General features: G+C 69.5%; 15 protein-coding genes and 1 pseudogene. 7 read left to right on the top strand and 9 right to left on the bottom strand.

The features are described 5' to 3' along the window. Positions 1-19: 19 nt before the first annotated feature. Both RM423_RS25380 and RM423_RS03255 read left to right on the top strand, forming a co-directional pair. Positions 20-340: pseudogene (locus tag RM423_RS25380) on the top strand (maleylpyruvate isomerase family mycothiol-dependent enzyme); the annotation flags it as partial. Then, on the top strand, positions 312-743 hold the full coding sequence (locus RM423_RS03255; RefSeq protein WP_311421559.1) for a DinB family protein: 432 nt from the start codon (positions 312-314) through the stop codon (positions 741-743). The pseudogene RM423_RS25380 and the gene RM423_RS03255, both read left to right, overlap by 29 nt. A 64-nt stretch (positions 744-807) precedes the next feature. Here the strand turns inward: RM423_RS03255 and RM423_RS03250 are convergent, their stop codons facing one another. The 8 genes from RM423_RS03250 to hrcA form a co-directional block, all read right to left on the bottom strand. Further along, positions 808-1,179 (bottom strand): cytidine deaminase, encoded by a 372-nt coding sequence (locus RM423_RS03250; RefSeq protein WP_311421558.1) that lies wholly within the window; start codon positions 1,177-1,179, stop codon positions 808-810. After that, complete coding sequence (locus RM423_RS03245; protein ID WP_311421557.1) at positions 1,172-2,467, bottom strand: hemolysin family protein; 1,296 nt, start codon at positions 2,465-2,467, stop codon at positions 1,172-1,174. Before RM423_RS03245 ends, RM423_RS03250 begins: the two co-directional genes overlap by 8 nt. A 10-nt stretch (positions 2,468-2,477) precedes the next feature. Further along, the gene (gene ybeY / locus RM423_RS03240; RefSeq protein WP_311421556.1) at positions 2,478-2,987 is read right to left on the bottom strand and encodes an rRNA maturation RNase YbeY; all 510 of its coding nucleotides are present in this window, start codon (positions 2,985-2,987) and stop codon (positions 2,478-2,480) included. A gap of 77 nt (positions 2,988-3,064) precedes the next feature. Further along, entirely contained in the window at positions 3,065-3,997 is a 933-nt protein-coding gene (locus RM423_RS03235; RefSeq protein WP_396327581.1) for a PhoH family protein, read from the bottom strand. A 178-nt stretch (positions 3,998-4,175) separates the two neighbouring features. Then, entirely contained in the window at positions 4,176-4,514 is a 339-nt protein-coding gene (locus RM423_RS03230) for an HIT domain-containing protein (protein ID WP_311421554.1), read from the bottom strand. Positions 4,515-4,524: 10 nt separating this feature from the next. Then, complete coding sequence (locus RM423_RS03225; RefSeq protein ID WP_311421553.1) at positions 4,525-5,256, bottom strand: 16S rRNA (uracil(1498)-N(3))-methyltransferase; 732 nt, start codon at positions 5,254-5,256, stop codon at positions 4,525-4,527. A gap of 15 nt (positions 5,257-5,271) precedes the next feature. Next, entirely contained in the window at positions 5,272-6,417 is a 1,146-nt protein-coding gene (dnaJ, locus tag RM423_RS03220; protein ID WP_311421552.1) for a molecular chaperone DnaJ, read from the bottom strand. A 75-nt stretch (positions 6,418-6,492) separates the two neighbouring features. Beyond that, on the bottom strand, positions 6,493-7,515 hold the full coding sequence (gene hrcA, locus RM423_RS03215) for a heat-inducible transcriptional repressor HrcA (RefSeq protein ID WP_311421551.1): 1,023 nt from the start codon (positions 7,513-7,515) through the stop codon (positions 6,493-6,495). Positions 7,516-7,722: 207 nt separating this feature from the next. Here hrcA and RM423_RS03210 point away from each other — a divergent pair, with 207 nt between their 5' ends. Then, positions 7,723-8,034 carry a type II toxin-antitoxin system VapB family antitoxin gene (locus tag RM423_RS03210; RefSeq protein ID WP_311421726.1) on the top strand — a complete coding sequence of 104 codons (312 nt, stop codon included), beginning with the start codon at positions 7,723-7,725 and terminating at the stop codon, positions 8,032-8,034. 13 nt (positions 8,035-8,047) lie between these two features. Here the strand turns inward: RM423_RS03210 and hemW are convergent, their stop codons facing one another. Beyond that, the gene (gene hemW, locus RM423_RS03205; RefSeq protein ID WP_311421550.1) at positions 8,048-9,277 is read right to left on the bottom strand and encodes a radical SAM family heme chaperone HemW; all 1,230 of its coding nucleotides are present in this window, start codon (positions 9,275-9,277) and stop codon (positions 8,048-8,050) included. Positions 9,278-9,379: 102 nt separating this feature from the next. On the opposite strand from hemW, the gene RM423_RS03200 reads away from it, so the two are divergent. The 4 genes from RM423_RS03200 to RM423_RS03185 all read left to right on the top strand — a co-directional run bounded on the left by RM423_RS03200 (position 9,380) and on the right by RM423_RS03185 (position 13,564). Next, the gene (locus RM423_RS03200) at positions 9,380-10,138 is read left to right on the top strand and encodes an enoyl-CoA hydratase-related protein (protein WP_311421549.1); all 759 of its coding nucleotides are present in this window, start codon (positions 9,380-9,382) and stop codon (positions 10,136-10,138) included. A gap of 315 nt (positions 10,139-10,453) precedes the next feature. Further along, positions 10,454-11,422, top strand: coding sequence for a zinc-binding dehydrogenase (locus RM423_RS03195; protein WP_311421548.1), 969 nt, complete (start codon positions 10,454-10,456; stop codon positions 11,420-11,422). A gap of 69 nt (positions 11,423-11,491) precedes the next feature. Beyond that, entirely contained in the window at positions 11,492-12,661 is a 1,170-nt protein-coding gene (locus RM423_RS03190; protein WP_311421547.1) for an acyl-CoA dehydrogenase family protein, read from the top strand. A 75-nt stretch (positions 12,662-12,736) separates the two neighbouring features. Beyond that, complete coding sequence (locus RM423_RS03185) at positions 12,737-13,564, top strand: PIG-L family deacetylase (protein ID WP_311421546.1); 828 nt, start codon at positions 12,737-12,739, stop codon at positions 13,562-13,564. Positions 13,565-13,644 lie beyond the last annotated feature (80 nt).

Below are 13,644 nucleotides of genomic sequence, written 5' to 3'. Positions count from 1 at the left end.
GTCTGCCAAACTCCTGGGCATGCCGAGCATCGTGGACGAATACCTGTGCCTGGTCACTGCCGCAACCGGCCGACTGCTGATCACCCTCGACGGGCTGACCGACGAGGCCGCCCGGCAGCCGTCGGCCCTACCGGGGTGGAGTCGGGGACACGTCATCTCGCACGTGGCTCGAAGCGGCGATGGGATGCGCAACCTGTTCGGGTGGGCCCGCACCGGCGTGCCGAGGTCGATGTACCGCGAGCCGGACGGGCGCGATGCCGACATCGAGGCCGGCGCCGGCCGCCCTGCCGGCGAGCTGGCCGAGGACGTCCGTGCCTCAGCGCGGCGGTGGGCCGAGGCCGCGCACGAGCTGCCCGATCCGGCGTGGCAGGCCCTCCGTCCAGCGCCGGCCGGGGATCGAGCCGGAGCAGGCCTTCCACCTGATCGCCGGACGCCTGTTCGAGGTGGAGTTCCACCACGTCGATCTCGGTCTGGGCCACGACTTCGCGGACATGCCCGCGGCGGTTCTGGAACTCGGCCTGCAACGCACGCACGACCGGCTGCCGGTCGGCGAGGAGCAGGCCTTCGCCCTGGTTCTCACCGACATGGACCGTCAGCTGCGGTTCGGCCCGGACACAGCCACAGCCAGGACGACGGTGTACGGCACCCTCCCGGCGGCACTGCGCTGGCTGACCGGACGTGGCCCGGGCACCGCGCTGTCCACGAGCGACGGTGCCCTGCCGGTGCTGCCGCCCTGGCGGTAGCGCGGAGCCACTCGCGGCTGAGGATGGGCGCGCTGGCTGAGACGGCCCCGGCGGCTGAGTCGGGTCAGGCGTGCGGGCTGCCTGCGAGGTCGACGAAGTACACCGGGGCTGCCGGTGCCACATCGGCCACCGCCGCCTCCCCGTCCGGGTCTGCTGGCTCCGCCGCGAGCACCACGGCAGCCTCGAGTCCAGGGGCTCCGGACGAGACCGCCATCGCGACAGCCACCTGCAGGGCGCTCAACCGCAGCGAGGCCAGGCTGACGGTGGCCGCCGCGTACGTCCGGCCGTCGGTGTCGCGCACCGCCGCGCCCTGCGCCGCCCCGGTCCGGGCTCGGGTGGCGCGCGCGAGCGTGACGAGCTTGGCGTCCTCGGCGTCGAAGGCAGGCTGGGCAGCGGCAGCGGCAGCGGACCGGGCGTTCGGTGCGGTGTCAGGCATGGGCATCCTCGTCCGGATCGGGATCGGGCAGTTTTCTGGCAAGCACGGTGTCGATCTGGTTCCGCCGACCGCTGATGCTCTCGGCTGTCAGCTCCAGGCCGTACGCGTTCACCGACGAACCAGCGATGGGCACCCTGCCGAGCAGCTGTGCCATCAGGCCACCGACGGTCTCGACATCGTCGCCGCGGGGCAGCTCGACATCGAACAGCTCACCGAGGTCCTCGACGGGCAGCCGGGCGGTGAGCCGGACGGAACCGTCCTCGAGGTTCTCGATCAGTGGCCGCTCGACGTCGTACTCGTCGTGGATCTCGCCGACGATCTCTTCGAGGATGTCCTCGATGGTGATCAACCCGGCGGTGCCGCCGTACTCGTCGATGACCACGGCCAGGTGCGAGCGATGCACCTGCATCTCGCGCAGCAGCTCGTCCACCGGCTTGGACTCGGGAACGAAGGTCGCCGGGCGCATCACCTCGTCCAACTTGGTCTGCCGGGCACGCTCAGCGTCCTGCCCGCGTCGCACGAGGTCCTTGAGATACACCAGCCCGACGATGTCATCGACGTTGTCGGCGACCACCGGAATGCGGCTGAAGCCGGAACGGAGCGCCAGCGCGAGGGCCTGCGGCACCGTCTTGGTGCTCTCGATCCAGACCACGTCGGTACGCGGCACCATCACCTCGCGGGCGATGGTGTCGCCGAGGTCGAACACCGACTGGATCATCTGGCGCTCGCCATGCTCCACGACTCCGCGCGACTCGGCGAGATCGACCAGCTCGCGGATCTCGACTTCGGAGGAGAACGGGCCCTCGCGGAAGCCCCTGCCCGGCGTGATGGAGTTGCCGATCAGGATCAGCAGCGAGGCCAGCGGCCCGAAGATCCGGCTGAGCAGCAGGACCGGAGCGGCCCCTGCCAACGCGACCGGGTAGGGCTGCTGCCGGCCGATGGTCCGGGGCCCCACGCCGATCAGGACGTAGGACACCACGACCATGACCAGCACGGTTGCCAGCACGACGGGCCAGTCGTTGCTCCACCGCGAGGTCGCGACGATCGTGACGAACACCGTCGCGGTGAGCTCGGCGGCGACCCGCAGGAGCAGCAGCAGGTTGGTGTGCCTCGCCCGATCGGCCAGCACCTTGGACAGCGACTCGGCACCGCGCCTGCCCTCGCGCACGAACTCCTCGACGCGGGCGACCGACACCCGTGCCAGTGCGGCGTCGACGGCGGCCAGCGCGCCGGCCGTGGGGACCAGCAGGATGGCCGCAACCAGCAAGATCACATCGGTGGAACTCATCGGCGGCGGCCTACGACCGCTTCTCGCCGGCGGTGCCGGGCAACGGCGTGCGGATGGGGCCGCGTCCGTGCTGCTCGGCCCACTCGGACACGAGCCGGGACTGCAGTTCGAACATCTCGCGCTCCTCGTCCGGGTCGCCGTGGTCGTAGCCCAGCAGGTGCAGGACGCCATGGGTGGTCAGCAGGAATAGCTCGGCGTCGGTCGGGTGCCCGGCCGCCTCGGCCTGCTGCGCCGCGACCTCCGGACACAGGATCACGTCGCCCAGCAGGGCCGGCCCCGGGTCGACCTCGATGCCGGGCTTGTCATCCAGGGTGTCCATCGGAAAGGACATCACGTCGGTGGGGCCGTCGAGGTCCATCCACTGCTTGTGCAGCGTGGTCATGGCCGCCACGTCGACCACCAGGATCGACAGCTCGGCGAGGGGGTTGATGCCGAGCGCATCGAGGACGTGCCGCGCCACCGAACTGATCGCCCGCTCGTCGACCGCTACGCCGGACTCGTTATTGACTTCGATGCTCATGCGGCAAACCGATGATGGCGCTCGCCACGATGCCGGCTCTTCGCGCGAGCGGGCATCTCTGAACTCGGCATCCGGGGCTAGCTCGCGTCGTCGTACTTGGAGTACGCCTCGACGATGTCGCCGACCAACCGGTGCCGGACCACATCCTGGGCGTCCAGGTAGGCGAAGCTGATGTCCTCGACCGATCCGAGGATGTCGCGGACGACCCGGAGACCCGACTTGGAGCCGTTGGGCAGGTCCACCTGGGTGATGTCACCGGTGACCACGATCCTGGAGCCGAAACCCAGCCGGGTCAGGAACATCTTCATCTGCTCGGGCGTCGTGTTCTGCGCCTCGTCCAGGATCACGAAGGCGTCGTTGAGCGTCCGGCCGCGCATGTAGGCCAGTGGCGCGACCTCGATGGTGCCTGCCTGCAGCAGCCGGGGCACCGACTCGGGGTCCAGCATGTCGTGCAGCGCGTCCATCAACGGCCGCAGGTACGGGTCGATCTTGTCGTTGAGCGTGCCGGGCAGGAACCCGAGCCGCTCACCGGCCTCGACGGCCGGGCGGGTCAGGATGATGCGGTTCACCTGCTTGGCCTGCAGCGCCTGCACGGCCTTGGCGACGGCGAGGTAGGTCTTGCCGGTACCCGCCGGCCCGATCCCGAAAACGATCGTGTGCTCGTCGATGGCGTCGACATAGCGCTTCTGGTTGACGGTCTTCGGCCGGATGTTCTTACCGCGGCGGGACAGGATGTTGAGGCTGAGCACCTCGGCGGGCCGCTGCTCGGTGTCGGCCTGCAGGATGCCGAGGCTGCGTCCGACCGAGTCGGCGTTGAGGTTGTGGCCGGATTGCATGAGCTGGACCAACTCCTCGAAAAGCCGTACGGCGAGGGCATTGTCACCGGCTCCGCCGGTGATGGTGATCTCGTTGCCGCGGACGTGGATCTCTGAATTGAGCCGGGCTTCCATGAGCCGCAACAGCTCGTCACGCGGTCCGAGCAGGCCGACCATCGCCAGGTCACCCGGCACGACGAACGACGTCTTGAGGCGCTGATGTTGTTGCCGTGCTGCTGTCGGTTCCGACAAGTGCGGTGCGCTGCTTCCTTGGATGAGGTGCCTAGTCCGATACTCAGTCTGATGTTCACTAGTTTACCCGCGCCGCCGGCAATGCCGTAGTCCGTTTTGCGGCCCGGCGCGGCGGCCATGCTCAGCCGGGTGGCCACCCCAGGTCGCGGCCGGCCAGCACGTGGGCGTGCACATGAAAGACCGTCTGACCCGCACCCGGACCGGTGTTGAACACCGTGCGGTAGGACTCCAGTTTCAATTCCCGGGCCACGGCCGAGATTCCTGCCACGACCGCCGCCGCGGCCTCGGGGTCAGAGGCCAGGTCGCCGATGTCGGTCAGGTGCTTCTTGGGGATCACGAGCACATGCGTGGGTGCCTTCGGCGTGACATCGGCGAAGGCGAGTGCCCCGTCGCTGTCATGCACCACCGTCGCCGGGACGTCTCCCGAGACGATCCCGCAGAACAAGCAGTTCTCAGCCATGGCGCCCACGTTAGCGCCACCGTCCGACAGCCACCGAGAGCACCGCCAGCGCCGCCGCACCCGCCGTCGACGTCCGCAGCACCTCAGAGCCCAGCCGCACCGGACGAGCCCCCGCCGCGACGAAGCGGCCGAGTTCCTCGGCTGACACGCCGCCCTCAGGACCCACCACCAGCAGCACCTCGCCGGAGGCCGGCGCCTGGACACCGGCCAGCGATTCGGTGGCATCCTCGTGCAGCACGACGGCCAGGTCCGCGGCAGCTATCCTGCGTTCGATCTGTGGACTGCCGGCCAGCTCGGCGACCATCGGCACCCGGGGACGGCGGCTCTGCTTGGCGGCCTCCCACGCGGTCCGCTGCCACTTGGCCACGCCCCGTCCGGCCTTCTCGCCCTTCCACAGGCTGACCGAGCGCGACGCCGACCACGGCACGATCTCGTCCACGCCCAGCTCGGTGAGGATCTCGACCGCCAGCTCGGCCCGCTCGCCTTTGGGTAGCGCCTGCACCACCACGAACCTCGGCTCGGCAGGAGCGGTCTCGGTGCGCGATCTCACTTCGCACACCACCCGGTCGCGGGCCACCGAGGCGATGACGACCTCGGCCAGGCCACCCCGGCCGTCCGCGAGCAGCACCTGCTCACCCACCGCCAGTCGCTTGACGGTCGCAGCATGGTGAGCCTCCGTGCCGGTGAGCACGATGGTACTGCCGGTGCCCAGGTCGGGCACCAGGAACAGCGGCGGCGTCAACGCTGGTCGGCGCTGTTACCGGGGACCGAACGCGTCGCGGACCTTGGAGAACAGGCCGCGGTGGTTACCCGTGACGCTGACCTCTTCGTTGCGGAGCTCGGCCAGCTGCCGCAGCAGCTTGGTCTGCGAGTCGTCCAGCTTGGTGGGCGTCTGCACCTCGACGTGCACGTGCAGGTCCCCGCGGGCGGCGCTGCGCAGGCGGGGCACGCCCTTTCCACGCAGGGTGAGCACCGAGCCGGACTGGGTGCCGGGGCGGATCTCGACCTTCTCGCGCGAGTCCAGGGTGTCCAGCTCCAGCTCCGCGCCGAGCGCGGCCGCCGTCATCGGCACGGTCAGCGTGCAGTGCAGGTCCGAGCCCTCGCGGGTGAAGGTGTGGTGCGGCTGCTCGGTGACCTCGATGTAGAGATCACCGGCCGGGCCGCCGCCGGAGCCGACCTCGCCTTGGCCCGACATCCTGATCCGCATGCCGTCCTCGATGCCGCCGGGCACCTCGATCGAGATGGTGCGGCGGGCGCGCACCCGGCCCTCGCCCGAGCAGTTCGGGCAGGGCGACGGGATCTGCTGGCCGGTGCCACCACAGGCCGGGCAGGGACGGCTGGACATGACCGGGCCGAGCAGGGAGCGCTGCATCGACTGGACCTCGCCACGGCCGGCGCAGGTGTCACAGATCCGCGGCTTCGTACCGGGGGCGCAGCCGTCGCCGTGGCAGGTTTGGCACAGCACGGCCGTCTCGACCGCGATGTCCTTCTGGACGCCGAACGCCATCTCGTCCAACGTAAGTTCCAGCCGCAGCAGCGCGTCCGCTCCCTGGCGCACCCGGCTGCGGGGGCCACGCGCCCCGTTGCCGCCGAAGAAGGTCTCGAAGATGTCGCTGAACCCGCCGAAGCCGTTGAACTGCGTGCCACCACCGCCGCCGCCGCCGGACGCGAGCGGGTCACCGCCGAGGTCGACGATCCGGCGCTTCTCGGGGTCCGACAGCACCTCGTAGGCCGCTGTGACGTCCTTGAACCGGTTCTGCGCTTGCGGATCTTGGTTCACGTCCGGGTGCAGTTCTCGCGCGAGCTTGCGGTACGCCCGCTTGATCTCTTCTGCCGTCGCGTCGCTTCTGACCTCGAGAACGCCGTAGTAATCCCGGACCGTACCTGCCACCGGTGCACTCACCCCAAGTCTCTACTGGCACTCAGCAGACCCGAGTGCCAACTCTGCTGATGAGTGTACGTAAGGCGCGGACCCGGCTCAGCCCTCGGCGAGCAGATCGCCGACATACCGGGCCACCGCGGCGACCCTCGCCATCGTGTGGGCGTAGTCCATCCGGCGTGGTCCGAGCACGCCGACGCCGCCGAGTGAGATCCCGCTGGCGCCATAGCCGACCGACACCACCGAGGCGGTGTGCAGGCCCTCGTAACTGTTCTCGTTGCCGATCCGCACCAGCAGCTGGCCCGAGGCGGTCGATTGCTGCTCCAGCAGCCGCAGCAGCACGACCTGCTCTTCCAACGCCTCCAGGACCGGCCGGATCGCGGGAAAGTCGAGGGAGTGCTCGGTGAGGTTGGCCGAGCCCGCCAGCACGACCCGCTCGGACGGGTGCTCGACCAGCGCCTCCAGCAGCACCGTGGTGAGGATGCTTACCAGCGAGCTCAGGTGTCCGGGCACCGTGCTGGGCAGGTCGGCGATGATCTCGGGGGCGTCGGCGAGCCGCTGGTCCTTGAGCTTTCCGTTGAGCGTGGTACGCAGGTCCGCGACGTCGTCCGGCTCGACCGCACCGGGCAGTTCCACGACGCGCTGCTCCACCCGGCCGGTGTCGGTGATCAGTACCACCATCAGCCGAGACGGGCTGAGCAGCACCGTCTCCAGGTGGCGGACCCGCGAACGGGACAGTGACGGGTACTGCACCACGGCGACGTTGCGGGTCAGCTGCGCCAGCGCCCGTACGGCGTTCCGCAGTACCCCGTCGAGGTCGACGGCGTTGTCGAGGAACTTCTCGATGGCACGGCGTTCGGCCTGGGACAGTGGTTTAAGCGAGGTCAACCGGTCCACGAACAGCCGGTAACCGGCGTCGGTCGGCACCCGACCCGCCGAGGTGTGCGGCTGGTGGATCAGGCCCTCGTCCTCCAGGGCCGCCATGTCGTTGCGGATAGTCGCCGGCGAGACACCGAGGTTGTGCCGGTCGACGATGGCCTTGCTGCCCACCGGCTCGTTGGTGGCGATGAAGTCCTCGACGATCGCGCGCAACACCGCGAGCTTGCGGTCCTCCACATTCATCCGATCGCCTCCCTTCACCTGCCGTGGCACCCAGCTTAGTCGGCGAGTCATGGCCGGACCCGCCGAAACTGCGCTCAGGCGCCCGCCACCGAGCACGATCCTGACTATTGCGGTGGACTGAACGGTTAAGGTTTCACGGCAAGACAATTCCGCGGCGCTTGATTTTCGGCGCCGGCCTGTCAGGTCGAGATGGTTCGGGGGGTGTCGATGATCTTCAAGGCGGTACAGGGGGCGAAGCCCTATCCCGACCACGCGTTCTCCACCCGGGACTGGGCCAATGTGCCGCCTCGATCGGTGCGCCTGGACGAGCTCATCACCACCAAGCGAGAGCTTGCCCTGGACAAGCTGCTGGACGAGGATTCCACCTTCTACGGCGACCTGTTCCCGCACGCGGTGCAGTGGGACGGCGAGCTGTATCTCGAGGACGGCCTGCACCGCGCGGTCCGGGCGGCACTGCAGCAGCGGCACACGCTGCACGTGCGGGTGCTGGATCTCGACGAGCTCCGGCCGAAGCGCTAGCTGACTGTGTCTTCTAGCTGACCGCGTGGAGTAGGTCGCGCACCACGGCGTCGGCGAGCAGCCGGCCGCGCTGGGTCAGCACCAACCGGCCGCTGCCCACCGCATCCCGATCGGCCAGGCCCCAGGTGGCGCACTGGCGGGCGTGCTGGCTCGCCGCCTCAGGCAGCGTGCTCAGGTCGAGCCCGTCGGACATCCGCACCTCGAGCATCAGCCGCTCGGTGAGCTGGGCACGGTCGTCCAGGCGTTCCCGGCCGGCCGCCGGGCTGCGGCCGGAGTCCAACGCCGCGGCGTAGCGGGACGGGTGCTTGACGTTCCACCACCGGGTTCCGCCGATGTGGCTGTGCGCCCCCGGCCCTGCGCCCCACCAGTTCGCCCCGGACCAGTACAGCCGGTTGTGCGCCGACCGGGCCGACTCCGTTCGGGCCCAGTTCGACACCTCGTACCAGCTGAAGCCGTTCGCCGACAGGGTGTCGTCGGCCTGCAGGTAGCGGTCGGCGAGCACGTCGTCGTCCGGGGCCGGGATCGCACCGGACGCCACCTTGCGAGCCAGCGCCGTGCCGTCCTCGACGATCAGGGCGTACGCGCTGAGGTGGTCCGCACCCGAGCCGAGAGCGGCGTCGAGGGAGGCCTGCCAGTCGGCGTCGGTCTCGCCGGGCGTTCCGTAGATCAGGTCCAGGTTCACGTGCTCGAAGCCGGCCGCCCGCGCCTCGGCCACCGCCTCAACGGCACGGTTGGGCTGGTGCTTGCGGTCGAGCACGGCGAGCACGTGCCCGACGGCGGACTGCATGCCCAGCGAGATGCGGGTGAAACCGGCCCTGCGCAGGGTGGTTAGGTACGCGGGCGTGACGGATTCCGGGTTGGCCTCGGTGGTCACCTCGGCATCGGGGGCCAGGCCGAACTCCGTCCCGATCTCGTTCAGGACCAGGCCCAGGTGCTCGGCGGGCAGCAGAGACGGGGTGCCGCCGCCGAAGAACACCGTGGACACGGGCGGGGCGCTGGCCGGCAGGATCGAGCGGGCGAGCCGGATCTCCGACATCAGGGTGTCGGCGTAGGTGCCGCGGCTGACCCCGTTGCCCAACTCCTCGGCGGTGTAGGTGTTGAAGTCGCAGTACCCGCAGCGGCTGGCGCAGAACGGCACGTGCACGTAGAAGCCGAGCTGCTGCCGGGGCAGGCTGAGCAGCGAGGATTCCGGCAACCGGCCGTGCGAGGGCGCAGGGTCACCGAGGGGCAGAGCGGAGGGCATGTACCCAGTGTCGAGCGCGCGCGGGGCCGGTCCGCAACCGACCCGCCGGTTAGTGACAAAATCTGCTCACCGACCAGCCCGTCCTGAGGAGCCTGCCGTTCCATGAGCACCGTTCGCTACGACGTCACCGGACCGGTCGCGACCCTCACCCTGGACGCCCCCGCGCGGCGCAACGCCTTCTCGGCGGACTTGCTCGCGGCGTTCCGGCGGCACCTCGACACGGCGGAGTCCGATCCGGCGGTGCGCACCGTGGTGCTCAGCCACACCGGCCCGATTTTCTCGTCCGGGATGGATCTCACGATGGTGACGGACGTGCCGGCCGAGGACCAGCCGATCGTCGCGTTTCCCGCGCTGCTGCAGCGGGTGTGGGAATTCGCCAAGCCGGTGATCGCGCGGGTGGACGGCAAGGCCCGGGCGGGCGGCATCGGGCTGATCGCCGCCTGTGACCTGGCGGTGGCGGCCGAGCACGCGGACTTCGCGTTCACCGAGGTCCGGCTCGGCCTGGTGCCGGCGGTGATCTCGGTGCCGCTGCTGCCCCGGCTGCTCCCCCGCGCCGCCCTGGAGCTGTGCCTCACCGCTGAGACCTTCGGCGCGGCGCGGGCGCGGGAAATCGGCCTGCTGAACTCGGTCGTGTCCGACGTGGACGCCGAGGTCGCTCGCTACACGGGCCTGTTGCGGCTCTGCGAGCCGAACGCGCTGGCCGGGACCAAGGCGATGCTGCGCCGCGACCGCGCTGGGATATCGATGGCCGCGGACTTCGCCGCGATGAGCGCCCTGTCGGCGCGCTACTTCGCCAGCCCGCAGGGGCAGGAAGGCATTGCCGCCTTCGCCGCCAAGCGGGCGCCGTCCTGGGCCGAGTAGCTAAGGGCGGCCGAGTAGCTCAAAGCCGGCCCGAGGCTCGATCGGTGATGGTCACCGCGCAGACCCCTCGCCGCGTATCCGATCACCAGTAGCAAGATGAGGATGAGAAGGGCGAGCAGCGGGCGCCGTCGCCAGGACGTCCGAGGTAGGGCCACGAGCTCCAGCCTAGGTGCCGCCTCATCGAAACCGGTGGACGAGCCGGGACCTCGGACCAGCGAAGACGAGCGAGGAGCAGGCATGGATGACGGAATGACCGCGGGAACCATCCGGATCACTGGAGCGGGCGGGGACGACCCTCTCGTTTAGGGTCTGGCTATGCGAGCCGCTTACGCCAGTGCCCTGAATCCGGAGTCGCCGCTGGACGGCCTGGTGCTCGGCGAACGCCCAGAACCTGAGGAGCGGCAGGGCTGGACGACGGTGCGGGTCAAGGCGGCCAGCCTCAACCACCACGACCTCTGGACGCTGCGCGGCGTGGGCATCAGCGGCGACCGGCTGCCGATGATCCTGGGCTGCGACGCGGCCGGGGTGGACACCGCCACCGGCGACGAGGTGGTGGTGCACTCGGTGATCAGCGCCGACGGCTGGTCCGGTGACGAGACGCTGGACCCCGGCCGCTCGCTGCTGAGCGAGAAGCACCAGGGAACCATGGCCGAACTGGTCACCGTCCCCAGCCGCAACGTCCTCCTTAAGCCCGCTGAGCTCTCGTTCGCCGAGGCAGCGTGCCTGCCGACCGCGTGGCTCACCGCGTACCGGATGCTGTTCGTCAACTCCCACCTGCGGCCCGGCAACACGGTGCTGGTGCAGGGGGCGTCCGGTGGGGTGGCCTCGGCCTGCATCGGGCTGGCGCGGGCGGCGGGCCTGCGGGTGTGGGCGACCGCGCGCACCGAGGTGAAGCAGGCCGCTGCGCTGGAACTGGGCGCGCACGAGTCCTTCGCTTCCGGCGCCAGGCTGCCCGAACGGGTGGACGCGGTGATGGAGACGGTGGGGGCCGCGACTTGGTCGCACTCGTTGAAGTCATTGCGTCCCGGCGGTCAGGTCGTTATCTCAGGCGCGACGTCGGGCGCCGTGCCACCGGCCGAGCTGAACCGGATCTTCTTTCTGCAACTGCAGGTGATCGGTTCCACCATGGGCACCAAGGCAGAACTGGCGGACCTGATGTCGTTCCTGCGAGCGACCGGCCTGCGTCCGAGAATCGACCGGACGCTGCCGCTGGACCGGATCGCCGAGGGGCTGACCGCGATGGAATCCGGAAGCCTGATCGGCAAGATCGTGATCGAGCCCTGAACTAGACCGGTTACATTCGTTGCCACGATCGCTAACACTGTGTTTGGTTTGGAAGAAGGGATCGCCGTCATGGATTTCTCGCTGTCCGAAGAAGAGCGCCAGACCCGCGACTGGGTACGCAATTTCGTCCAGCGCGAGATCCAGCCGCTGGAGCAGACCGTGCTGCGCCGAGAGCGCGCCGGCGAACCAGGCATCAGCAAGGACGAGCTGCACGAGTTGCAGGCCAAGGCCCGGCAGTTCGGCTTCTGGGGCATCCAGACGCCGACCGAGTACGGCGGCATGGGGCTGAGCGCGACGATGACCGCGCTGATCGAGGCCGAACTCGGGCGCTCCTTCGTCCCCTTCTACTTCGGTGGCGCGGCGGACAACATCCTGTTTTCCGCCAGCGAGGACCAGCAGCGGGAGTACCTGCTGCCGACCATCGCGGGCGAGCGCATCTCGTGCTTCGCGATCACCGAGCCGGGCGCGGGATCGGACGCCTCGGCCATCCGGACGTCGGCGCGCCAGGACGGTGACGACTGGATTCTCAACGGCGAGAAGACGTTCATCACCCGCGGCACGGACGCCGACTTCACCATGGTGTTCGCGGTGACCGACCCCGACAAGGGCGTGAACGGCGGCGTCACGTGCTTTCTGGTGGACCGGGACATGGGCTGGAAGTCCGAGCCTATCGACACCATGGGCGAGTGGGGTCCGGCCGCCCTGATCTTCGACGAGGTGCGGGTGCCGTCCCGCAACATCCTCGGCGAGGTCGGGCAGGGCTTCGCCTTGGCGCTGCAGTGGATCGGCCGCGGTCGCTACCTGCTGCCGGCTCGCGCGATCGGCGCCTGCGAGCGGCTGGTGGAGATGGCGATCGAGCATGCCAAGAACCGCGTCACCTTCGGCCAGCCCATCGCCGAGCGGCAGGCCATCCAGTGGATGATCGCCGACTCCGCGGTCGAGATCGAGGCGCTGCGCTGGCTGGTGCTGTCGGCGGCGTTCCAGGTGGACTCCGGCATCGATTCCCGGCATGCCCAGTCGGTGGCGAAGCTGTACGGCGGCGTCAAGGCGAACGAGATCGTCGACCGGGTGCTGCAGATCCACGGCGGCATGGGTTACACGCGAGAGCTGCCGGTGGAGCGCTGGTACCGCGAGCTGCGGCTGCTGCGGATTTATGAGGGCACGGACGAGATCCAGCGCCGGACGATCGCCCGCAACCTGCTCAAGGGCCACGTGTCGGTGCGGGGCGCGCTCGGCTGACCTGGCGCCCAGCTGGATCGACTCTCGGCATCGTCCGGAGCGCGTCAGCCGGAGCTTCGGCTCTAAGCTGCTGACATGACCGATCACCCGCTCACCCTGATGGCGGTACACGCGCACCCGGACGACGAGGCCACCGGAACCGGCGGGGTGCTCGCACGGGCGGCGGCTGAGGGCATCCGGACGGTGCTGGTCACCTGCACGGACGGCCGGTGTGGGGACGGGCCGGCTGGCGTGAAGCCCGGCGACCCGGGCCACGATCCGGAGGCGGTCATCCAGCTACGCCGGCGAGAGCTGGCCCAGAGCTGCGCTGCGCTCAACATCAGCGACCTGGAACTACTCGACTACGCCGACTCCGGAATGATGGGTTGGCCGACCAATCACTCACCCGGATCGTTCTGGAGCACCCCGGTGGACGAGGCGGCCGGCCGGCTGGCGAAGCTGCTGCGCCACTACCGGCCCGATGTGGTCGTCACCTATGACGAGAACGGGTTCTACGGCCATCCGGACCACATCCAGGCGCACCGGGTCACGATGGCCGCACTCGCCGCGACCGACCTGCCGGCGAAGGTCTACTGGACCACGGCGCCGCGGTCCAAGATGGCGGAGTTCGGCGCCCTCATGCGCGAGCTCGGAGCCGACTGGGACGAGGCCGCCGAGGGCGAGCAGCTACCCGAGATCGGGCTGCCGGACGAGCAGATCACGACCTGGGTGGACACCACCGAGTTCGGCGGCCAGAAGTTCGACGCGCTCGCCGCGCATGCCAGCCAGGGCGAGAACATCTTCTTTCTGCGGATGGGCAAAGAGCGGTTCACCGAGCTGATGGGTGTCGAGACGTTCGTCCGCATCCAGGACCCGACCGGTTCGCCGGTGCCCGAGATAGATCTGTTCGCCGGCCTCCGCTGAGCCTGTCGGACTGCTGAGCCTGTCGGACTGCTGAGCCTGCCGGGCTGCTGAGCCTGCCGGGCTGCTGAGCCTGCCGGGCT

Source organism: Jatrophihabitans lederbergiae, from assembly GCF_031845305.1.
Classification (GTDB): domain Bacteria; phylum Actinomycetota; class Actinomycetes; order Mycobacteriales; family Jatrophihabitantaceae; genus Jatrophihabitans_A; species Jatrophihabitans_A lederbergiae.
The sequence above is the reverse complement of the archived record's forward strand: the minus strand, read 5'-3'. Positions and strand labels throughout refer to the sequence as shown.

What these genes read in the sequence shown, in the direction of transcription:
- RM423_RS03195 (WP_311421548.1), top strand. Translation starts at nt 10,454, where the DNA reads ATGCGAGCCGCTTACGCCAGTGCCCTGAATCCGGAGTCGCCGCTGGAC.
- RM423_RS03245 (WP_311421557.1), bottom strand. Translation starts at nt 2,467, where the DNA reads ATGAGTTCCACCGATGTGATCTTGCTGGTTGCGGCCATCCTGCTGGTC.
- hemW (WP_311421550.1), bottom strand. Translation starts at nt 9,277, where the DNA reads ATGCCCTCCGCTCTGCCCCTCGGTGACCCTGCGCCCTCGCACGGCCGG.
- RM423_RS03190 (WP_311421547.1), top strand. Translation starts at nt 11,492, where the DNA reads ATGGATTTCTCGCTGTCCGAAGAAGAGCGCCAGACCCGCGACTGGGTA.
- ybeY (WP_311421556.1), bottom strand. Translation starts at nt 2,987, where the DNA reads ATGAGCATCGAAGTCAATAACGAGTCCGGCGTAGCGGTCGACGAGCGG.
- RM423_RS03185 (WP_311421546.1), top strand. Translation starts at nt 12,737, where the DNA reads ATGACCGATCACCCGCTCACCCTGATGGCGGTACACGCGCACCCGGAC.
- RM423_RS03200 (WP_311421549.1), top strand. Translation starts at nt 9,380, where the DNA reads ATGAGCACCGTTCGCTACGACGTCACCGGACCGGTCGCGACCCTCACC.
- RM423_RS03230 (WP_311421554.1), bottom strand. Translation starts at nt 4,514, where the DNA reads ATGGCTGAGAACTGCTTGTTCTGCGGGATCGTCTCGGGAGACGTCCCG.
- RM423_RS03250 (WP_311421558.1), bottom strand. Translation starts at nt 1,179, where the DNA reads ATGCCTGACACCGCACCGAACGCCCGGTCCGCTGCCGCTGCCGCTGCC.
- hrcA (WP_311421551.1), bottom strand. Translation starts at nt 7,515, where the DNA reads ATGAATGTGGAGGACCGCAAGCTCGCGGTGTTGCGCGCGATCGTCGAG.
- RM423_RS03210 (WP_311421726.1), top strand. Translation starts at nt 7,723, where the DNA reads ATGATCTTCAAGGCGGTACAGGGGGCGAAGCCCTATCCCGACCACGCG.